We start from the raw sequence: 19650 nt of genomic DNA, 5'->3' as shown, positions 1-19650 counted from the left end.
AGATCACAGGCTGCGGTCGAGGCCGAAACGTTTCTTCAGCACCTTTTCCAACAGCCGTTTGGGCAGCACGCCGGCCAGCAGCGGCAAGGCGCGGCTGCCGTTGCCCAGGCGCAGCAGGTCGGGCGGGGTACGCTGCTGTACGGCCTTGAGCAGGCCCTGGGCGAACGCGCTGGCGGGGGTCGGTCTGTCCTGCGAGGCGCGGGCGCGGGCGCGCACCTGCTCGCGCAATGGCCACCACGGCGAGTCTTGCGCCAGCACCTGCTCGGCCTCGCGCCCGGCATTGCTGGCGAAGCTTGAGGCGATGGCGCCGGGCTGCACTTCCATCACGCCGATGCCGAACGGCGCCAGTTCCAGGCGCAGCGCATCGCTGAGCGCATGCACCGCCGCCTTGGATGCGCAATAGGCGCCGGCGAACGGGGTGACCAGCACACCCGACACGCTGCCGATGTTCACCACCAGGCCGCGATTGCGTCGCAGCAAGGGGAACAGTGCACGGGTCACACCGATCAGTGCGAACACGTTGGTCTCGAACTGGCGCTGCATGGCCTCGACACCGCCGTCCAGCAGCGGCCCCATCGCGCCGTAGCCGGCGTTGTTGATCAGGATGTCGAGGCCGCCATGGGCCGTTTCGATGGCGTCGGCCAGGCGCACCAGGGCGTCCTCGTCGTTGACGTCCAGCTGGCGGCTGCTGAAGCCGGCCTTGATCAGCGTGGCGACGTCATCGGCCTTGCGCGCAGTCGCCCACACGTCGTAGCCGGCGGACTTGAAGCTGTCGGCGAGGGCGCGGCCGATGCCGCTGGAGCAACCGGTGATCAGGACGACGGGCATGGAAGGGGGCTCTCCTCAGAATGTGGTGTTCGGTCAGGGCGTCGATCAGCCGGGTGATGCTCGTGGCGCACACCACGAGGTTGGGGCCGGCGACGGGCAACAGGATATGTGAAGGCAGGTAGTGCAGCGACAGGCTCTGGAACAGGCAGGTCAGGGCCGGTTCTTGCGGGTGATCCTCGAACAGGTCGACGTTGAAATAGTGGAAGTCGACCTGAGGATGTTGACTGCCAAGCCGTGCAACATCGGGATGCATCGTGCGGCAAGGCGGGCAACTGGCCGAGCCCACCATGACCATGGCCGGGCGTTGGCGTGTGCAATCGTCGAGCAGCGCCTGGAGCTGGTCGAGGCGGGTCACGGGCCTGAGTGACATGGTGGTGCCTCCTGCAAGAATTGCGGTGCGCTCCATTCAACCCCGGCTGGCGTGTCTCAGGTAACTGGCAAAAATACTAGTTGGCAAAGCCACCCTGCAGGTGCTCGGCACGAAATTCCAGGGTTTGCGGGCGGTAGCCTGAGCGCAGGGGGGGCAGGGGCAGGCAGTCGTGCCAGCTGGCCTCGGGCTGCAGGTCGCCGGGGCCGCGGTAGCGCGGTGCGGCGTAGGTGTTCTCGGCCAGGTTGACGGTGTCGCCGGGGGCGTAGGCGGCCACGCGCCAGCGCAGCTCGACCAGCGGCACGCGGTTGGCGTTCTTTATCTGTACGCGCAGCGGCCGGTCGGCCGGGCAGGCGTCGGGGGCGTAGTCCAGGCGCAGTTCCAGGCGGGCCAGCTGGCTGGCCTCGCGGTTGTCCAGCCACACCACCCACAGGCCCACCAGGCCCAGGCCGAGCAGCGCGGCCATGGAGATCGGCAAGGCCTTGGCCGGGTAGCGCAGCAGCAGGACCAGCCAGGTGAGGATGAGCAGGATACCGATGAACATGGAGGGCGCCTTGGGTGCGGATGAAGGATCATCCTACCCTGATAAAAGCATCGCGGGTCAAGCCCGCTCCCACAGGTTCGATGGCGACCGTTGTGGGAGCGGGCTTGACCCGCGAAAGGGCCCTCCGGGCTTCAGATCACTGTGCGATGGTCTTGATCGACACCCCGCGCTCCACTGGCGTGGAGCGCCCGTAGATGTCCTCGAAACGCTCGATGTCGTCCTCGCCCAGGTAGCTGCCCGACTGCACCTCGATGATCTCCAGCGGGATCTTGCCCGGGTTGCGCAGGCGGTGCACCGAGGCGATCGGGATGTACGTGGACTGGTTCTCGCACAGCAGGAACACGTTCTCGTCGCACGTCACCTCGGCCGTGCCCGACACCACGATCCAGTGCTCGGCACGGTGGTGGTGCATCTGCAGCGACAGGCTGGCGCCGGGTTTTACCGTGATGTGCTTGACCTGGAAGCGCCCGCCCATGTCCACCGAGTCATACGAGCCCCACGGGCGGTACACCTCGCAGTGGTTCTGGGTTTCGTTGCGGCCCTGGGCGTCCAGGGTGTTGACCATCTGCTTGACCCCCTGAACCTTGTCCTTGTGCGCGATCATCATGGCGTCCTTGGTCTCGACCACCACGATGTTCTCCAGGCCGATCACCGATACCAGCTTGCCGTTGCCGTGGATCATGCAGTTGTGGCTGTCCTGCACCACCACGTCGCCCTTGGTCACGTTGCCGTTGGTGTCCTTCTCGTGCACGTCCCACAGCGACGACCAGCAGCCCACATCGCTCCAGCCCGCACTCAGCGGCACCACGCAGGCGCGCTGGGTCTTTTCCATCACCGCGTAGTCGATGGAGTTGTCCGGGCAGCAGGCGAAGGTGGCCTCGTCGATGCTGATGCTGTCGCCGTCTTCCAGGCTGCGCTCCAGGGTCAGCAGGCAGGTGTCGTAGATGTCGGGGTCGTGCTTTTTCAGCTCTTCGAGGAAGCGGCTGGCGCGGAACAGGAACATGCCGCTGTTCCAGTAGTAGCCGCCACTTTTGACGAACTCGGTGGCGCGTTTTTCGTCCGGTTTTTCAACGAACTGTGCCACGCGGCTGATGCCTTCGGGCAGCAGGGCGTCCTGGCTCGACTTGATGTAGCCGTAGCCGGTTTCCGGCTTGGTCGCCGGCACCCCGAACAGCACCATTTCGCCGCGTTCGGCGGCCACCGTGGCCAGGGCCAGGGCGCGTTGCAGGGCCTTCTGGTCGTCCAGCACGTGGTCGGCCGGCAGCACCAGCATCAGCTCGTCGCGGCCTTCGTTGACCAGTTTCATGGCCGTGAGCGCCACGGCCGGCGCGGTGTTGCGCCCGAACGGTTCCATCAGGATCGCCTGGGTGTCCAGGTTCAGGTTGGCCAACTGCTCGTTGACGATGAAACGGTGGTCCTTGTTGCACACCACGATGGGCGCGTCCATGCCGTCGAACACCAGGCGCGACAGGGTTTGCTGGAACAGCGTGTGTTCACCGGTCAGGGCCAGGAACTGCTTGGGGAATTGCTTGCGCGACAGGGGCCACAGACGCGAGCCGCTACCACCGGACAGGATGACTGGAATCATGGGTAATCTCCGAACGTTGAAAGGGGCAGTTGATTAACGGGTGGACACAGGGCGCTTGACCCAGACCGGCGACAGGTTGCTGCCACTGCCGGTCACATACAGCACGGCCGCTTCGCCACGTTCGAGCGCAACGGGCTTGAGGTCGCTGACTTTCTTGTCGCCTTCATACAGCGCCAGGCTGACCTTGACCGGGTTGATCTCGCGCTCGCCGCGAGCCTTGGCCGCCACCGGCTTGACCACTTCGGTCTTGCCATCGGCGGTCTTCAGGGTCAGGGCCTGGTCGCTCAGGTTCTGCACGCGTACCAGGGATTTCTGCTTGTTCTTGAACGGCGGTTCCTCGACCAGTTGCGGCTGGCCGCTGCCGTGGTTGACCAGGGTGTAGTAGTGATCGCCCGCCAGCTTGACCGGTACGGTCTGGCTGCCGACCTTGGCGCTGTAGTCGCCCTGGGGCATGAAGCTGAAATCGCTGCTGCCCTGGGCGGCCACTTCGCTGATCTGGGTGTTGCCGACACTGGCGGCCACCGGCTGGTTGCCGGCGTTGTACAGGCGCACGAAGGTCGAGCCCTTGGGCGCGCTGGGGCCATACAGTGCGGCATCGGCGCCGGCCCAGGCCTGCAGCGAGAGCAGGCTCATGCCGGCGGTCAGGGCGAATGCTTTGGCAATGCGGTGCTTGGTGGTCATGTGCAGTTCCTCTCAGTGTTGCGTCCGATTGGACGACAGGGCCATGTCTTGATTGGCGGTACGGGTTTGCTTCAGCTGGGCGATCCACTGCGGATCGAAGGCGCTGAGGTCGTTTTTCATTGGCAGATAACGTTCCGGGAACTCCCATACCAGCACCTGTGGGGCGCTGGTCTTGAAGGCGTCGGTCTGCAGGTACTTGAGCATCGGCAGCAGCGGGCCATGGCCGTCCTCGGCGTAATTGACCACGTCGCTGCGCAGCGCCTGCTGCAACGCACCGAGGAAGTTCCAGTGCGGGTTGGCGCTGTAGCTGGTGCCGATCAGCGCCACGGGGATCTCGTTGTCGGCAAACAGCGCGTCGTCGCTGTCGGCCTGGTCCTGGGCCCGGGCAGGGCGGGTGGTGCGTTGCTGCAGGCTGTCCGGGGCCGGCAGCAGGTGGCTGAACAACGGGTCCAGCGGCAGGAAGTTGGTGAGGTCGCCCTTGTACGGTGTGGCGGCTTTGGCTTCGGTGACGAACTGCTGCGGCGTGCCGCTGAGCAGGGTCTGGCGGGCCACGGCTTCGGCCAGGTGGCGTGCCACCACCTCGGCGCCCAGTGGTGTCCAGTGGGTGTCGGTGCGCAGGAACACCTGGCCCTGGGCCTTGGCCGCCTGCAGCGGGCCGAGCAGGTCCGGGGCGAACACGCCGGCCTGGCGCGCCTTGGCATGGAACTGGTTGTACAGGTCGGCATGCAGGCTGGCGGGCGTCTGCTCACCGATGTACTCCGGGTACAGGCGGGCCTTGGCCGGAATGATCGCCAGCACCAGTTGCACACCGTGCTGCTTGAGGGTGTCGCGCACGCCGCGGATCAGTGCGAGGTTCTCGGCCTCGAACTGTTCGCTGCCGGCCACCGGCTTGAACTCTTCATCGCTGAACAGCCATTGCTCGCGGCCCAGCACCACACCCGGGCGGCCTTCGTTGAACAGTTTGAAGTCCAGCGCCGCCCAGAGGTTGGTGCCCAGGCGCTTGATCGGGAACTGCGCGTCGTAGTGGGTTTCGGCGGCCTTGGCCAGCTTGCCGTCGAGCAGGGACATCTGCGCGGTGCGCTGGAAACTGCCCAGGCCCCCCAGCGACCAGATGCCCAGGCCCAGCAGCAGGGCCATGAACAGCACGGCGTAGAGTTTGCGTAATGATCGGGTCATGGTCGGCTCGCTCAGAACTGGAAGTAGAGGAACGGCGAGTAGCTTTGCGCCGAGAGTTTGAGGATCGAGGCCACGAACAGCAGCAGCACCAGCGCGCGGGTCATGTACAGGCCCCAGTCCAGGCTCACGCTGCCGTCGCCATGCACGGCCACCGGGCTGGCCTTGGCCGTGGGCTTGGCATTGCGGTAGAAGTCGCGCAGGCCGAAGAACGCCAGGCTCAGGTAGGCGATCACCAGGGTGGCCACTTGCAGGCCGGTGAGGCTGGCGCGGTTGAGTTCCGACAGCTGCCATTCACCGAAGCTGAACATGGCGCCGTACATGCGTGCGGCCACGTGCAGGTTTTCGGCGCGGAAGATCACCCAGCCCATCACCACCAGCAGGAAGGTGAAGGCCCACTTGACCGGGTTGAAGCGCTGCGGGTTGGTGTCCAGGCCCAGTGCGCGCTCGATCGCCAGCCACATGCCGTGCCAGGCGCCCCAGATGATGTAGGTGAAGTTGGCGCCGTGCCACAGGCCGCCCAGCAGCATGGTCAGGAACAGGTTGCGGTAGGTGGCGAAGGTGCCGCCGCGGTTGCCGCCCAGGGTGATGTACAGGTAGTCGCGCAGCCAGGTGGACAGGCTGATGTGCCAGCGCCGCCAGAACTCGGTGATCGACTGGCTGATGTAGGGCTGCTTGAAGTTCTCCATGAAGCGAAAGCCCATCATCAGGCCCAGGCCGATGGCCATGTCGCTGTAGCCGGAGAAGTCGAAGTACAGCTGCGCGGTGTAGGCCAGTGCGCCCAGCCAGGCGTCGCCGGTGGTCGGGTTCTGCAGGGCGAAGCAGTGGTCGGCGACCACCGCCAGGGTGTCGGCGATGAATACCTTCTTGATGAAGCCCTGCATGAACCGCGTGCAGCCTTCGGAGAACTTGTCCAGGGTGTGGGTGCGGTGGTTGAACTGGTCGGCCAGGTCGCGAAAGCGCAGCACGGGGCCGGCGATCAGGTGCGGGAAGATCGCCACGAACGCGGCGAAGTCGATCAGGTTGCGGGTGGCCGGGGTGTCGCCGCGGTACACGTCGATGATGTAGCTGATCGACTCGAAGATGTAGAACGAGATGCCGATGGGCAACAGGATGTGGGTGAGGATGAACGGCTCCAGGCCGTACGAGGTCATGATCGCGTTGATGCTGTCGACGCCGAAGTTGGCGTACTTGAAGTAGCCCAGGATACCCAGGTCGACCACCACCCCCAGCAGCAGCCAGCGCTGGGCCGGCTTGGTGCGCACGCCGGCGGCGCCCACCTTGAGGCCGATCCAGTAGTTCCACAGGGTGACCGCGGCGAACAGCGCCAGGAAGTCCACCCGCCACCAGGCGTAGAACACGTAGCTGGCCAGCAGCAGCAGGGCGTTGCGGTAGCGTTGCCCGCTCAGGTAGTACAGGCCGAGAAAGATCGGCAGGAACAGGAACAGGAACACATTGGACGAGAACACCATCCCGATCTCTCCTTGTCGTTATCCACAATCGGGGCAGCAGCCCCCCAAACCCCCCGCTGAAATTGCGGGGGAACCAGATCAAACGCATCGCGGGTCAAGCCCGCTCCCACAGGGATTGCGGTCGTTGCTACTTCTTCTGTTCTGCCTGCGGGTCGTAGACGCGCGTCAGGTCGCCGCCCAGGCGGAAACTCTTGAACGGCTGCATCGCGTGCTTGCGCTTGAGCGCATCGGCGTCGCACTGGTACAGGCTGCACCACGGCTCAAGCCAGGCGTATTTGCTGTCGATCTTCAGATCGTCCATGTCCTGCTTCTGGCCATTGCGCGCCTTGAACGCACTCGGGTCTCTGGCCCCGGACAACACCCGCTCGCCCAGGCGCTTGAGCGCGCCGTTGTTTTCCGGGCGCAGGTCCACGCCGTTGGCCTGGGCGAAGCTGGCGATCATCGACAGCGGCGGCAGTGCGTAGTTGTGGTACGCCAGGGCGCGCTGCTTGCGCTTCATCTCGTTGGGCAGAAAGCCCTGCGCATCGACCTGGTTGGCACCCACGCGGTACTCCTTCACGGCCCAGTCGAACAGGTCGCGGCGATCGGTCGCCACCGCCGTGGCCATCACCGACCAGGCGGCCCAGTACGAGTGGTTGTTGATCTTTTCCAGCGGCAGGTCGCTCCAGTCCTTGACCGTCTGCTCGGCCAGGCGCGCGAACCATTTCTCGATCTGTTCGGCCTGGGCCTGGTGCGCCGCCAGTGGCTGTGCGTTGGAAAACTTCAGGCGCAGGTATGCCGAGCTCAGGCTGCCCAGCGCCCATTTGCGCATCGACTTGCCGGTGTGGTTGTAGTCGGTGGACATCAGCGCATCGGTCTGCGCCCAGGTGCCCAGCCACTGCAGGGTGCAGTCCAGCTGCTGCGGGCGGCCGTCGCGCATGTACTGCATCACCTGCTTGCTGACCCCGCGCTCCAGCGTGGTGATGCTGGCGGTGGAATCGCGAAAGGCCTGTTCGGATGCCTTGTTCAGCGTCGCGCGGGCCTTGTCCGAGCCTTCGTACTTGCTGCGAAACTGCAGCGCGCCGGTGTAGGGCTTGGGCACGGCCTCACAGGTGAAGTCGTTGGGGCTGGTCTTGGGTTTCTCGATGCCGGCGTAGTAGCCCTGCGGCGGGACCAGCCCGCCGGCCTGCACCGCCGGGCCGAACAGGGCCAGGGCGAGCAGGGCGGGGGTGGCAAGGGTGCGGATGGATGTCATGTGCGCCTCACAGGCCGGCCTGGGCAGCATGCTGCCCGGCGCCGGCGATCGGGTTGCGTGTACACAGCCTGGCCTGGACCTTCTGGCTGCCGCTTTCGGGACCCTGCACTTCCACCGCGAGCAAGGTCTGGTTGGCCCAGTCCTCGTCCTCGCGCAGTTGGAAGGCGAAGCGTCCGTCGGTGTCGGAGGTTTCGGGTTTTTCGATCTTCAGGTCCTCGTGACGACCATTGAGGTACCACAGGGTGGCCTGCAAGGTCTTGACCGACTTGTCTTCGAACTGGATGTCCAGTTGATGACGGCCGTTGACCAGGTTCTTGATCACGCCGTTCTTGCCATTGACCAGCAGCTCGTTGGTGCCCGGCTTGAGCGAGGTGCTGACGCTCATCTGCGCAGGCTTGCCTTCGCAGCCGTTGTCGAGCAGGGCGAGCATCTGGCGCCAGATGGTTTCCTGGTCCAGGCGGTACAGCGGCGAGAACTCCCACACCAGGATCTTGGGCGGGTTGTTCTGGAACTCCTCGCTGCCCAGGTACTGGATCATCGAACCTTCCAGGCCGCCACCGGGGAACGCGACGTTGAGCACGTCGGCGCCGATGTACTGCTGCAGAAAACCCGAGAAGTTGTAGTTCTTGCCGCTGTGGCTGGTGCCCACCAGGGTGATCTGCGGGTTGCCCGAGTCGCCGAACAGGTCGTCGCCGCCACTCTCGCCCTTGGGCTCGGTGACGAACTGGTCCATGTACTGCACTGCGTAGCTGGTGCCGCACAGTTGGCCGGCGACGTTGTGCAGGGTGCCGGTCTTGCCCATGCGGCCGGACGGGTGGCTTTCGAATTCACGCCGCGGGATGTCGGCGAAGGCCGGCATGCTGTGCACGGTGTCGGCCACGATTTTTGCCGCACGCTCGGCGCCATAGGGCGTCCAGTGCTGGTCGCCGCGGAAGTAGAAGTCCTTGCCCTGCTGCGCGGCCGGCAACTGTTCGTTGGTCAGCGGCGACAGGTCGGGCACGTTGTAGCCCATTTGGGCGAAGCGCTTGAGCATGGCCTGGTAGTTGCGCAGGGCCTTCTCGTAGTTGAACGCGGCCTTGTCGGCCGGGTTGAGCATGTTGCGGTTCACCAGGCCACGGGTGGGCTGGTACACCACCACCAGTTCCACGCCGCGCGCCTTGAACGCATCGTGCACCTGCTGCAGGCGTTTGTAGCCGGCCGGGGTGGTGCTGAATTCGGTGCGCAGGTCTTCGCGGGTACGGAACAGCCAGTCGCCCTGGGCTTGCACCAGGGTGGTGAAGTTCTGCTGGTAGCGGGTGGTGTAGCGGCTGGCATCGTGGGCTTCGGGGCACAGTTGGCAGCACGGCTGGGCGGTGAAGCTGGGCGCCTGCACCTCGTCGGCACGCACGCCGTTGCTGATCGCCAGCAGCGCCGCACTCAGGCCAAGCAGTTTCATCAGGTGTGGGGTCATGTCAGGTTTCCTCAATCCGCCATGTCGGTCTGGCGTTCGACCGGGTCGATCAGTACGGCTTTGCCCTGGCGAACCATCAGGTCGAGAATCTCGTCCTGGCGATCGCCCAGCACCCCGGAGAAACTGATGCCGCTGGACTTGCTCGGGGCCAGCATCGACACCCGGTACAGCTCCACGCTCAGGGGCGAGTCGATCGACAGCGGGCCGCTGCCGTTGGCCGCCAGTTCACCGCCCACCACGATCAACGACACCTTGGTGTCGAACGGGTCCAGGTCGATGTCGCGGTCGGTATCGGACAGGTCCTTGATGTGCCCGTACACGCCCACCAGGCCGTTGGCCATGGCGAGGTTTTCGTACAGGCGGATGTTCACGCTGTTGCGCACGCGGATGCCGTGGCGACGGTTGCTGATGACCTTGTTGCCCCAGATCAGGTTGTCGCCGCTTTCGTACAGGGTGATGCCGTCGGTGTGGTTGCGGTAGATCTCGTTGTAGGCGATCAGGTTGTTGACGCTGTTGCGGTCGATCACCACGCCCGAGAGCTTGTTGTCGTAGCTCTTGTTGTTGATGATCCAGCTGTCGTTGACCTCGCGCGAGACGATGATGCCGTGCTTCTTCTTGGTGCCATGCACGGTGTTGCCGGCGATGATCAGGCGGTGCGAACGGTCGTGGGGGTCGATGCCGTACACGATGTTGTCGCGGTAGGTGTTGTCCTTGACCACGAAGTCGCTGGTCTCGTAGCAGTAGAAGCCGTACCACATGTCGCTGAACTCGGAGCCGATGATCCAGCCGGTGGGTTCGGGGCGGCCCATCTGCTTGGCCATGTTGGGCGTGTACTGCGAAATGCTCACGCCGTAGGACTTGCTCTGGGCATAGCCGAAGCTGGCCATGCGGGTGTTGACGATGTAGGTCTCGGTGCCGCCCCACGAGAGCAGGAACGGGCGAAATTCCTTGGGTGTGCGGAAGGTCGCCGGGCCGTTGTCCTTTTCGCGCCAGCCGGTGACGCGGGTGTGGCTGACGAACAGCTTGCCGTCGTTGACGATGAACGCACCGCCTTCCTGGGACAGGCGCAGTTCCTTGACCTTGGCATCGATCTCGAGCACGCCCTTTTGCCCCACCACGATCGGCAGGCGCGACAGGTATACCCCCGGCGCGGTTTCACGCAGGTACTGGGCCGGCACGTGCTTGCTCAGCTCGGTGAAGTCGACATGCCCGTCATCGACGAAGATCGCCTGCGGGATGCCGTGCTGGCGGGCTACCCATTCGGCCATCTTGTTGTCGCCGCCGATGAACTCCTTGAGGGCGTCTTCCTGCAGCATGCGGCGTACCGTGACCTTGCCCTTGCGTGCACGCTGGATCTTGGCCTGCACCGCTTCGGCGGTGTAGCCGCTGAGGTCGGGCAGGGTCGGCGCCGGGATCTGCAACGGCTCGATCGGCGCGCTGCTGACGGTGTAGGTCTTGGCGTGCTGCAGCTCTTTGGCCGGGCTGGCCACGGGCAGGCCGTTGGCCAGGGCGATGCTGCTGGCCAGCAGCAGGCTGCCGGCGATCAGCGTGTTGAGCGGGTAAAGGTTCATGTCAATGCACTCCAGGCATCAGAAACGCCAGATCACGTCGATGAAGGCGCGGTGCATGTACGAGTCCGCTTCCTTGCCATAGGCGTCGCCTGGCTTGAACACCCCACCGCGAAAGCGCACCAGTGCCGACGGTTCGTCGATCGACTGGCTCAGCGCGGCCGGCAGCAGGCCCTGCTTGAAGTACTTGGTGACCACCAGGTCCATCTCCTGGCCGAGGTCTTTTTCGCCCTGGATCAGCGGGCGGTTGATGCCGTCATCATCGACCACGGCGTTGATGCCGCTGCTGCCGATGTTCTGCTTGCCGTCGACGCGCCAGAACTTGTGGTACACCAGGCTTGCTTCGTAGTCGTCGCGCAGTTGCCAGGAGGTGAACAGGGTGGCGGCCTGCAGGTTGCCCAGCTCGCCACGGAAGGCCTCGCCGAAGCGGTGCACACGCGAGCGGGTGCCGGTGAAGTTGGAGCGGTTGCTCTCAAGGCCGGTCTGTTCGAAGTTGCCCGAGCCGTCGCTGCCACCGCCGCCGCTGCCGCGGGCATAGGCCGCGCCGACCTGCCAGTTGGGGTCCAGGCGCAGGCGGATGCCCAGGTCGGTGGCCCAGGCGTTGACATCGCCGCTCTGCTTTTGCGTGGCCAGCTGGTCGCCGTTGGCCAGGGTGGTGGCGCTCAGGCGATCACGGTCGCCGGTGAGCCAGGTGACGCTGCCCCAGTAGTTGACGGTGTTCTGGTTGCGCCAGTTGTAGGCGTCGCTGTTGGCCTCAAGGCCCAGCCAGGTGAGGTCGCCGTTGCGGGTCTTGTCCAGCGGGTCGAGGGTCTCGCCCGGGTTCTTCAGCTTGCCGTCGTCGTGGGTGCGGTGCGCGCGCAGGCCGACCCAGTGGCCTGGGGTCCATTGCGCGGCCACGTCGCCGTAGACGTGCAGGCGGTCCTTGTCTTCGGGGGCCAGGTCGGTGAGGTCGGTGCGGTACTCGCTGAAACGCTGGGCCACGCCGGCGTTGGCGCGCAGCAGGGTGGTGTCGAAGGTCCAGTTCAGCGCCTCGATGTTGGTGTCGCGCCACATGCCGTCGTCGCTGCGCAGGCGCTGGCGGCCCAGGCGCAGTTGCTCGCCGGGGTAGGCGGTCAGGCCGCTGTAGCCGACCCAGAACTCGCGCATGGCCAGGTAGCTCTTGTCCTGCTCGCGGCCGCTGGCGCGGCGGGTTTCGACCTGGCTGTCGTCGTCGGCCTGGCGCAGGGTGTCGGTGTCGATGGTGTCGGTGGCGGTGACCGCCTGGCCCATGGCGTAGGCGCTCCAGTTGCCGCGCTCGCCATACACCCAGGGGCGCAGGTCCAGGCCCAGGCCGTTGACGTCGCCGCCGGAGCGGGTGCCCAGGTCGCGGTCATCCTCGGACTGGCCGGTGACTTTCACTTCCAGGCCGAAGTTCTTCTCGGCGGTCATCGCGGCCAGGGTCGGGCACGACCAGAGCAGGGCACAGCCCAGGCCCAGGCCGGCCTTCATCCACGGGTTGAGTGTCATAGGGATTCCTCGCCGTCTTGTTCGGTGGTGTCCTGCAGGGCCTGCATGGCCTGGGCGCCGGGGCCCTGACCCATGGCGCCACGGGCCTGGCGCTCCTGTTGCAACAGGCGCTGGGCCTGGGCCTTCTGCGGGGCGGATAGCTGCTGGTCGAGCTCGCCGGCCATCGCCGTCGATTGCTCGCTGGGGTTGGCCTGCGCCAGTTGCGCGAACACCCAGGCGTTGACCAGGTCCTGGCGAATGCCGCGACCTTCGCTGAACAGTTGGGCCAGCGCGTAGTCGGCGCTGAGCTGGCCACCACGGGCGGCGCGCAGCAGGTGATCGACGGCTTTCTGCGGTTCGACCTGGCCCAGATAGCCACGGCGGTAGAGCTGGCCGAGGTAGTAGTGGGCGCTGATTTCGCCGGCATCGGCGGCGGACTGCAGGTGCGTCTCGGCTTTTTTCGCGTCGGCCGGAACGGCCTTGCCTTCGTAGTAGAGGCGGCCCAGCAGCAGCTCGGCGCGCGGTTGTGCGGCCTCGCGGCCCTTGTCGATGTAGGCCAGCAACTGGTCGCTGTCGCCCAGCTCGGGGAAGCTGTAGAGCAGTTGCGCCAGGCTGACCCAGGACGCGGGGTTGCTCGGTGCGACCTGTTCGAGCAGGGCCTGGGCGGTTTTCTCGTCGGTCTGGCCCAGGCTGGGGTCGGCCAGTACGCGGGCCACGCTGTCGACCCGGCTGGCCGGTACCGCACTGCGGGCATAGGCGGCCTTGAGCTGGTCGATCAGCGCGGCCTGTTGTTCGGGCTGGGCGCGCTTCTGGTACACGCTGGCCAGTTCCACATAGCAGATGTCGGTGCTGGCCAGTGCGGCCTTGCAGATACGTTCCACCTCGTCCAGGTGCTGGTCGTAGGTGTTCTGGGTACGGTACAGCAGCACCTGGGCCAGGCCCGCCTCGGGGTAGCCGGCGGCGCGCCATTGGTCGATCTGCTGCTGGGCATCGAGGTCGGGGAAACTCTGCGGGTATTGCAGGTAGAGCATGGCCAGCGGGATCAGGGTGTTGCTTTCGCCGGCGGCGAAGGCCTGCTTGAGCAGGCCCTGGGCCTCGTGGCGCTCGGCCTCGCTGCTGTCGGGCTTGGCCACCAGCAGACGGCCGAGGCGGGCCTGGGCGCGGGGCGAGGTGCGGGCGGCGGCGCGGTAGGTGGCCTCGGCCTGCCTGAGCTTGGCCGGGTCACCGGTTTCGACCTGGATATCGGCCAGGCCTACCTGGGCCTCGCTGTAGCCCAGGTCGGCGAGTTGCTGGTAGTTGCGCTCGGCCAGGGCGGTGTCGCCGCGCTTGAGGGCTTCGTTGGCCAGGCGCTGGTCGGGCAGGCCGGCGCAACCGGCCAGGCTGACGGCCAGGGCCAGTGCACCCATCGGTAGGAGCCGGCCTTGCCGGCGAAGGGGGCTGCACGATTCGCCGGCAAGGCCGGCTCCTACAGGGATCGCGGTGTGTTGGGTAGTCACCGGCATGTCCTCTTCAAAGCCCACGGGCCACGGCCTTGTCGATCAGCCAGTCCATCGACGGGCCCCGGTCGCTGTTGACCGACACCGGGCGCCCGGCCAGCTCGCTGGGCATCGGCGCATCCGGCTTGATCTGCACGCGAATGTCCGAAGACAGGTCGTCGCTGTTCTGGCTGGTGCTGCTGACGATGCGACCCTGGCGCACGTCGTCTTCGCCGGCCACCTGGAAGTTGACGCGGGTGCCGGGTTGCACTTCGTCGAACTGGCGGTAGCTGAAACGGGCCTCGATGATCGGGTTGGTGGTGCGCGGGATCAGCTGGAAGATCACTGCGCCCTTGCTCGCGTATTGCCCGTCATCAACCAGTTGCCTGGCCACCACGCAGTCGCACGGGCTGGTGAGGGTGCCGCTGAGCTGCTTGCCGAACAGTTCCTCGACCCGCGCCGGCTCCAGTTGCTGGTCGTCCAGGTGGCCCTTGAGCAGGTCGAGCATGCTGGTGTTGAACGAGGCCAGCGGCGCGCCCTTGACCACCGGGCCGTCCGCCTTCACCAGGCTCTGCACGGTGCCGTCGCGCGGCATGGTGACGTTGGTGGTGGGGACGCTGACCACCCCGGCCTCGGCATGGCTGACGAAGTACAGGCCGTACACCGACTTGGCGATGAAGCCGAACGCGGCCACGCCGACCACGAACACGCCGAGGCTGAAGGTGACCGCACGCAGGCGGCCGAAAGCGCTCAGGCCGCCGCCGGTGTCCTTCTGCTTGCGCGCCTTGGTGAAGTTGTCGCGTTGCAGGGTGCTGAGCACGTCGCCGATGCTGATCAGCTCGCCCGACAGGTGCGAGGTGATGATGTGGCGCAGGGTGGCGATGTCGCGCTGTTCCAGGTTCTGGAACTGCACGCCGGTACGACCGTCGGCGACGTTGTGCGAGCGCACCTGGAACTCGATGTCGATGGCCAGGCCCAGGTTGTCGACCACGAACTGCAGGCGGCCGCGCACCACTTCGCCGACCTTCAGCGGGTGGCGGGTGTAGAAGCTCAGGCCACCGGCCGAGAGGTCCTCGACCTTGACTTCGAGGGTCTCGCGGTTGGCCCCCAGGTAGCGCAGCTTGGCGGGGATCTTTACCCGGGCGTGCTGACGCTGGGCTTCGGACTCATGCACGACATTGGCATTCACGGCGGTATTCATGGCGATATGTTCCTGTTTATTCCGTAGGGCGGCGGCTCACACGACCATGAACAGCACAGCGACGAAGATGCTGGCTGCCGAGAAGGTCATGGTCCGCGAAGACCAGGTGTTGAACCATTGTTGAAAGCTCGCGAGGTCGCGTTTGAGCGCAGTGGGCTGGCGGGTCCAGGACTGCTTGTCGAGGCGGAAGAACACGTAGATCTTCATGATTGCGCCGACGATCTGGTTGTAATAGAGAATCAGCGGGTAGGCCGGGCCGATGGCATGCCCCGAGCACATCAGCATCAGGGTCAGGATCAGGCGGGTGATGCCGATCCACAGCAGGTACACCAGCAGGAAGGCAGGGCCGAACTTGAGGCTGGCGATCAGCGCCACGGTGAGCCCGAGCAGGCTGGTCCACATCGACACGCGCTGGTCGAACAGCACCACGCTGGTGAACAGGCCGAGGCGGCGAACGCCCAGGCCCAGGGCGCGGGAGTTCTGGCGCAGGTTGTTGCCGTACCAGCGGTACATCAGCTTGCGGCTGGCCTTGATGAAGCTCTTTTCCGGCGGGTGCTCGACCGTGTTGATCGCCGCATCCGGCACGTAGAACGTGTCGTAGCCCAGGCGCATGAGGCTGAACCAGCTGGACTTGTCGTCGCCGGTGAGGAACTTGAAGCGGCCCAGGCGCCAGTGCTGCAGCGAGTCGTTCTCGACGTCCTTGATGAACTCGGGGTTGGTCACCACGGCGGCGCGGAATACCGACATGCGCCCGGTCATGGTCAGCACGCGCTTGGACAGGGCCATCGAGCACATGTTGATGTGGCGCTGGGCAAAGCGCAGCTTGTGCCACTCGCTCATGATGTAGCCGCCGCGCACTTCGCAGAATTCGTTGGTGGTCAGGCCACCGACATTAGGGTAGAGCTTGAACCAGGGCACGGTCTTGGCCACCACGCCTTCGCCGAGCACGGTGTCGCCGTCGATCACCGCGACCACCGCGTTCTCGTCGGGCAGGTGGCGCGAGATGGCGCGAAAGCCGTAGGCCAGGCCGTCACGCTTGCCGGTGCCGGCGATGCGCACGAAGTCCAGGGCCACGCGGTCGGGCGGGTTGAACTTGGCCCACAGGCTTTTCACCAGCAGTTCGTCGCTCATTTCCACCAGCGAGCAGACCACGGTGGTGGGGTAGCCGCAGTCGATTGCCTCGCGGATCACCGAGCTGTACACCTGCGCGGTGGTCAGGGCGTCGATGCGAAAGCTGGTGACCATCAGGTACACGTGCGACGGGTCGGCCGCGCTGCCCAGTTTGCGCACCTTGCGTCGCAGCATCGGGTAGACGATGTAGAGGAACAGCATGCCCCGCACGAAGTGCGTGGCACCCATGGAATAGCGCCAGATTCCGACAGCGCCGATGAGGAAGATGAAGTCCTTGGAGTCGGGGTCGAAAACGGTCTTGGGCAAGGCCAGGGCGATCAGCATGAGCAGGCTCACGTAGAACAGCCATCCGGCGACCTGTAGCAGGCCGTGCTTGAGCCTTTGCATGGTGTGCATCCGTAGCGAATGAATGGGAAGGAACTGCACGGGGCTGGGGCGACCCCGTGCAGTGGCTGCTGTTACCAGCAGATGCCTTCGGTGCGGCTGGTGGGGCAGGTCGGCTTGCCCATGAAGCCGACCAGGTCGATGACCTGCTTGCCGGCCGGGGCCTGTTGCGCCAGCGCACGGAACTTCTCGTCGCGGTTACCCAGCACGATCACGTCGGCGTGGTTGATCACTTGCTCGAAGTCGGCGTTGAGCAGGGACGAGACGTGGGGGATCTTCGACTCGATGTAGTCCTTGTTGGCGCCGTGCACGCGGGCGTACTCGACGTTGCTGTCGTAGATGTTGAGCTCGTAGCCCTTGCCGATCAGGCGTTCGGCCAGTTCCACCAGCGGGCTCTCGCGCAGGTCGTCGGTGCCGGCCTTGAAGCTCAGGCCCAGCAGGGCAACCTTGCGCTTGTCGTGGCTTTCGATGATGTCGAAGGCGTTCTGCACCTGGGACTCGTTGCTGGTCATCAGCGAGTTGAGCAGCGGCGCCTTCACGTCCAGGCTGCCGGCGCGGTAGGTGAGGGCGCGCACGTCCTTGGGCAGGCACGAGCCGCCGAAGGCGAAGCCTGGGCGCATGTAGTACTGCGACAGGTTCAGGGCCTTGTCCTGACACACCACTTCCATCACTTCGCGGCCATCGACGCCGCAGGCCTTGGCGATGTTGCCGATCTCGTTGGCGAAGGTGACCTTGGTGGCGTGCCACACGTTGCAGGTGTACTTGATCATCTCGGCCACTTCGATGTCCTTGCGGATGATCGGGGCGTCGAGCTCTTCGTAGAGGGCCTGCAGCACGTCGCCGCTGGCGCGGTCGAGTTCGCCGATGACAGTCATCGGCGGCTGGTCGTAGTCCTTGATCGCGGTGCTTTCGCGCAGGAACTCGGGGTTGACCGCCACGCCGAAATCGACGCCGGCCTTCTTGCCCGAGCAGTCTTCGAGAATCGGGATCACCACGTTCTTGACGGTGCCCGGCAGTACGGTGCTGCGCACCACGATGGTGTGGCGGCTGCTCTTGTCGCGCAGTACCAGACCGATTTCGCGGCACACCGACTCGATGTATTCCAGGCCCAGGTCGCCGTTCTTCTTGCTCGGCGTACCGACGCAGATCATCGACACGTCGCTGTCGCGAATGGCCTGGGCAAAATCGGTGGTGCCCCGCAGGCGCTGGTTGGCAATGCCTTGCTGCAACAGGGCTTCGAGGCCCGGTTCCACGATGGGGGATTTGCCCTGGTTGATCAGGTCGATCTTGGTCGCCGATACATCCACGCCGATCACTTCATGGCCCCGGGCGGACAGGCAGCCCGCACAGACCGCACCTACATAACCCAAACCAAAGATGCTGATACGCATCGCATTCACCTCATGTGTTTATCATGTCGGCGCACAACTAAGCGCCAGACCGGGTTGGTTAACCAGCAAATTCAGGGTGCACGGAAGTGTCACGGTTAAACCGCTAACTGCCGGCAGGCAAATTAAATTGGAGTGCGAAAAATAAAAGGCACTCAAGTTGGCGGCTAATGGCCATTTACATTAGGGGGTGAGCCCTGGACGGTATCCGTCTTTATTGCAGTACCCACTGCGCGTACTGCTGTGCTTGTTATTTCAAGTGGATTAAATCCTTTGAAATCAACCACTAGGACGATTTTTAAGGGTGCTCTCTCCTGGCTTGGACGCGTAATCTTGTCGAACAATTGCGCGGACAAAAAAGTGCTTTCAAAACTTCCTGATACTGTCCATTTGTCATGTACGTCATCTCTCACATCCATCACGAGATAATCCGTACCGGTGGTATGAGCGAGCCTCAAGGGGATAAGTTCCAGGCTCGCCCGAGTCGCCGTGAAGGATTTTTTAATATTTCAACAGTTGACGATACTTTCACTTTGATAGCACACGGCAGTTTCGTCCCGTGTCTGTAGGGCAAACTTGGAGGGGGATGTTTTTATGCCAGCATGAAAAAAAATTTCAGGATATTTCGTCAGAAAACTACGAACGGTCTTATGACGTTTGGCGATATGGCTAGAGGGGGTGGTTTTTTGGCGCCACGGGATTGGCGCCTGGCGGGCTGTGAGGACGCCATCGCGAGTCAAGCCCGCGCCCGCAAGGATTCAGGTGATCCCGGGGGGAGCGGGGGGACCCGCGATGCTTTCTACTCGGCCGGGTGGTCGCGCAGGAACACCAGGTTGTCCGGTTTGGACTGCTCGGCACTGTAGTAGTAGCCCTGCACGTCGAACTGCTTGAGCCGCTCGGGGTCGTTGATGCGCTCCTGGGTCACGAAGCGGGTCATCATGCCCCGCGCCTTCTTGGCATAGAAGCTGATGATCTTGTACTGGCCATTCTTGAAGTCGCGAAACTCGGTGTTGATCACCCGCGCCTTCAATGCGCTGCGCTTGACCGCCGAGAAGTACTCGTTGCTGGCCAGGTTCAGCAGCAGGTCGTCGCCTTGCTCGGTCAGCGCCTGGTTCAGCCACTCGCTGATGCGCGTGCCCCAGAAGGCGTAGAGGTCCTTGCCGCGGGCGTTGGCCAGCTTGGTGCCCATCTCCAGCCGGTAGGGCTGCATCAGGTCCAGCGGACGCAGCAGGCCGTACAGCCCCGACAGCATGCGCAGGTGCTGCTGGGCATAGGTGAAGTCGTCTTCGCTCAGGCTCTGTGCATCCAGGCCGGTGTACACGTCGCCCTTGAACGCCAGCAGCGCCTGCTTGGCGTTGGCCGGAGTGAAGTTCGGGGTCCAGCTGCCGAAGCGCGCGGCATTGAGGCCGGCCAGCTTGTCCGAGAGGTGCATCAGGTCGCTGATCTGCTGCGGCGAAAGTTCGCGCAGTTGCAGGATCAGTTCCTGGGAGTCGTCCAGGTATTGCGGCAGGGTGTGCCGCTGGGTAACGGGCGGGGTGTCGTAATCGAGGGTCTTGGCGGGTGAGATCACCGTCAGCATGAGGTCGGCTCCTTGAATCGTGGCGTCGATTCTACGGGCGGGGGGCGCCGATCTCCAGCTATCGCGCCAATAGCCAAGACCCTGGCGGCGCTTGGCGCTATA

Annotated in this window: 16 protein-coding genes; all 16 read right to left on the bottom strand. The window is 64.7% G+C overall.

The features are described from left to right. Positions 1-3 precede the first annotated feature (3 nt). On the bottom strand, positions 4-828 hold the full coding sequence (locus N0B28_RS21690; protein WP_054914855.1) for an SDR family oxidoreductase: 825 nt from the start codon (positions 826-828) through the stop codon (positions 4-6). Then, the gene (locus tag N0B28_RS21685) at positions 719-1198 is read right to left on the bottom strand and encodes a thioredoxin family protein (protein WP_158255577.1); all 480 of its coding nucleotides are present in this window, start codon (positions 1196-1198) and stop codon (positions 719-721) included. Before N0B28_RS21685 ends, N0B28_RS21690 begins: the two co-directional genes overlap by 110 nt. 76 nt (positions 1199-1274) lie before the next feature. Beyond that, positions 1275-1739, bottom strand: a complete 465-nt coding sequence (locus tag N0B28_RS21680) for a hypothetical protein (RefSeq protein ID WP_043860996.1) — start codon at positions 1737-1739, stop codon at positions 1275-1277. A 136-nt stretch (positions 1740-1875) separates the two neighbouring features. Further along, entirely contained in the window at positions 1876-3327 is a 1452-nt protein-coding gene (locus N0B28_RS21675) for a mannose-1-phosphate guanylyltransferase/mannose-6-phosphate isomerase (RefSeq protein ID WP_043860997.1), read from the bottom strand. 33 nt (positions 3328-3360) lie between these two features. Next, positions 3361-4008, bottom strand: coding sequence for an alginate O-acetyltransferase AlgF (locus N0B28_RS21670; RefSeq protein WP_043860998.1), 648 nt, complete (start codon positions 4006-4008; stop codon positions 3361-3363). A 12-nt stretch (positions 4009-4020) separates the two neighbouring features. Continuing rightward, positions 4021-5184: an alginate O-acetyltransferase gene (locus N0B28_RS21665; protein WP_054914853.1), complete on the bottom strand. Its 1164-nt coding sequence runs from the start codon at positions 5182-5184 to the stop codon at positions 4021-4023. Between the two features lie 11 nt (positions 5185-5195). Further along, positions 5196-6653 (bottom strand): MBOAT family protein, encoded by a 1458-nt coding sequence (locus N0B28_RS21660; RefSeq protein ID WP_058540860.1) that lies wholly within the window; start codon positions 6651-6653, stop codon positions 5196-5198. Positions 6654-6780: 127 nt separating this feature from the next. Next, complete coding sequence (locus N0B28_RS21655) at positions 6781-7887, bottom strand: mannuronate-specific alginate lyase (RefSeq protein ID WP_275728669.1); 1107 nt, start codon at positions 7885-7887, stop codon at positions 6781-6783. Positions 7888-7894: 7 nt separating this feature from the next. Continuing rightward, positions 7895-9337, bottom strand: coding sequence for an alginate O-acetyltransferase (locus N0B28_RS21650; RefSeq protein ID WP_058540861.1), 1443 nt, complete (start codon positions 9335-9337; stop codon positions 7895-7897). A gap of 11 nt (positions 9338-9348) precedes the next feature. After that, positions 9349-10908 (bottom strand): mannuronan 5-epimerase AlgG, encoded by a 1560-nt coding sequence (gene algG / locus N0B28_RS21645; protein WP_058540862.1) that lies wholly within the window; start codon positions 10906-10908, stop codon positions 9349-9351. Positions 10909-10926: 18 nt separating this feature from the next. Continuing rightward, positions 10927-12411 carry an alginate export family protein gene (locus tag N0B28_RS21640; RefSeq protein ID WP_275728666.1) on the bottom strand — a complete coding sequence of 495 codons (1485 nt, stop codon included), beginning with the start codon at positions 12409-12411 and terminating at the stop codon, positions 10927-10929. After that, positions 12408-13796, bottom strand: coding sequence for an alginate biosynthesis TPR repeat lipoprotein AlgK (gene algK, locus N0B28_RS21635; RefSeq protein ID WP_185061899.1), 1389 nt, complete (start codon positions 13794-13796; stop codon positions 12408-12410). Before algK ends, N0B28_RS21640 begins: the two co-directional genes overlap by 4 nt. A gap of 103 nt (positions 13797-13899) precedes the next feature. Beyond that, the gene (locus N0B28_RS21630; RefSeq protein WP_043861005.1) at positions 13900-15066 is read right to left on the bottom strand and encodes an alginate biosynthesis protein Alg44; all 1167 of its coding nucleotides are present in this window, start codon (positions 15064-15066) and stop codon (positions 13900-13902) included. Between the two features lie 36 nt (positions 15067-15102). Next, positions 15103-16584 (bottom strand): mannuronan synthase, encoded by a 1482-nt coding sequence (alg8, locus tag N0B28_RS21625; protein WP_043861006.1) that lies wholly within the window; start codon positions 16582-16584, stop codon positions 15103-15105. Positions 16585-16655: 71 nt separating this feature from the next. Continuing rightward, positions 16656-17972 (bottom strand): UDP-glucose/GDP-mannose dehydrogenase family protein, encoded by a 1317-nt coding sequence (locus N0B28_RS21620; protein WP_043861007.1) that lies wholly within the window; start codon positions 17970-17972, stop codon positions 16656-16658. Between the two features lie 796 nt (positions 17973-18768). Continuing rightward, complete coding sequence (gene yaaA, locus N0B28_RS21615) at positions 18769-19548, bottom strand: peroxide stress protein YaaA (RefSeq protein WP_275728657.1); 780 nt, start codon at positions 19546-19548, stop codon at positions 18769-18771. Between the last annotated feature and the right edge of the window lie 102 nt (positions 19549-19650).

Origin of the sequence: Pseudomonas sp. SD17-1 (assembly GCF_029201585.1) — a bacterium.
Classification (GTDB): domain Bacteria; phylum Pseudomonadota; class Gammaproteobacteria; order Pseudomonadales; family Pseudomonadaceae; genus Aquipseudomonas; species Aquipseudomonas palmensis.
The sequence above is the reverse complement of the archived record's forward strand: the minus strand, read 5'-3'. Positions and strand labels throughout refer to the sequence as shown.

Excerpts from the sequence above, each read along its gene's own strand:
- N0B28_RS21660 (WP_058540860.1), bottom strand. The coding sequence starts at position 6,653 with ATGGTGTTCTCGTCCAATGTGTTCCTGTTCCTGTTCCTGCCGATCTTT.
- N0B28_RS21685 (WP_158255577.1), bottom strand. The coding sequence starts at position 1,198 with ATGTCACTCAGGCCCGTGACCCGCCTCGACCAGCTCCAGGCGCTGCTC.
- N0B28_RS21655 (WP_275728669.1), bottom strand. The coding sequence starts at position 7,887 with ATGACATCCATCCGCACCCTTGCCACCCCCGCCCTGCTCGCCCTGGCC.
- N0B28_RS21675 (WP_043860997.1), bottom strand. The coding sequence starts at position 3,327 with ATGATTCCAGTCATCCTGTCCGGTGGTAGCGGCTCGCGTCTGTGGCCC.
- N0B28_RS21640 (WP_275728666.1), bottom strand. The coding sequence starts at position 12,411 with ATGACACTCAACCCGTGGATGAAGGCCGGCCTGGGCCTGGGCTGTGCC.
- N0B28_RS21665 (WP_054914853.1), bottom strand. The coding sequence starts at position 5,184 with ATGACCCGATCATTACGCAAACTCTACGCCGTGCTGTTCATGGCCCTG.
- algG (WP_058540862.1), bottom strand. The coding sequence starts at position 10,908 with ATGAACCTTTACCCGCTCAACACGCTGATCGCCGGCAGCCTGCTGCTG.
- N0B28_RS21670 (WP_043860998.1), bottom strand. The coding sequence starts at position 4,008 with ATGACCACCAAGCACCGCATTGCCAAAGCATTCGCCCTGACCGCCGGC.
- alg8 (WP_043861006.1), bottom strand. The coding sequence starts at position 16,584 with ATGCAAAGGCTCAAGCACGGCCTGCTACAGGTCGCCGGATGGCTGTTC.
- N0B28_RS21650 (WP_058540861.1), bottom strand. The coding sequence starts at position 9,337 with ATGACCCCACACCTGATGAAACTGCTTGGCCTGAGTGCGGCGCTGCTG.
- N0B28_RS21680 (WP_043860996.1), bottom strand. The coding sequence starts at position 1,739 with ATGTTCATCGGTATCCTGCTCATCCTCACCTGGCTGGTCCTGCTGCTG.
- N0B28_RS21620 (WP_043861007.1), bottom strand. The coding sequence starts at position 17,972 with ATGCGTATCAGCATCTTTGGTTTGGGTTATGTAGGTGCGGTCTGTGCG.
- N0B28_RS21630 (WP_043861005.1), bottom strand. The coding sequence starts at position 15,066 with ATGAATACCGCCGTGAATGCCAATGTCGTGCATGAGTCCGAAGCCCAG.
- N0B28_RS21690 (WP_054914855.1), bottom strand. The coding sequence starts at position 828 with ATGCCCGTCGTCCTGATCACCGGTTGCTCCAGCGGCATCGGCCGCGCC.
- yaaA (WP_275728657.1), bottom strand. The coding sequence starts at position 19,548 with ATGCTGACGGTGATCTCACCCGCCAAGACCCTCGATTACGACACCCCG.
- algK (WP_185061899.1), bottom strand. The coding sequence starts at position 13,796 with ATGGGTGCACTGGCCCTGGCCGTCAGCCTGGCCGGTTGCGCCGGCCTG.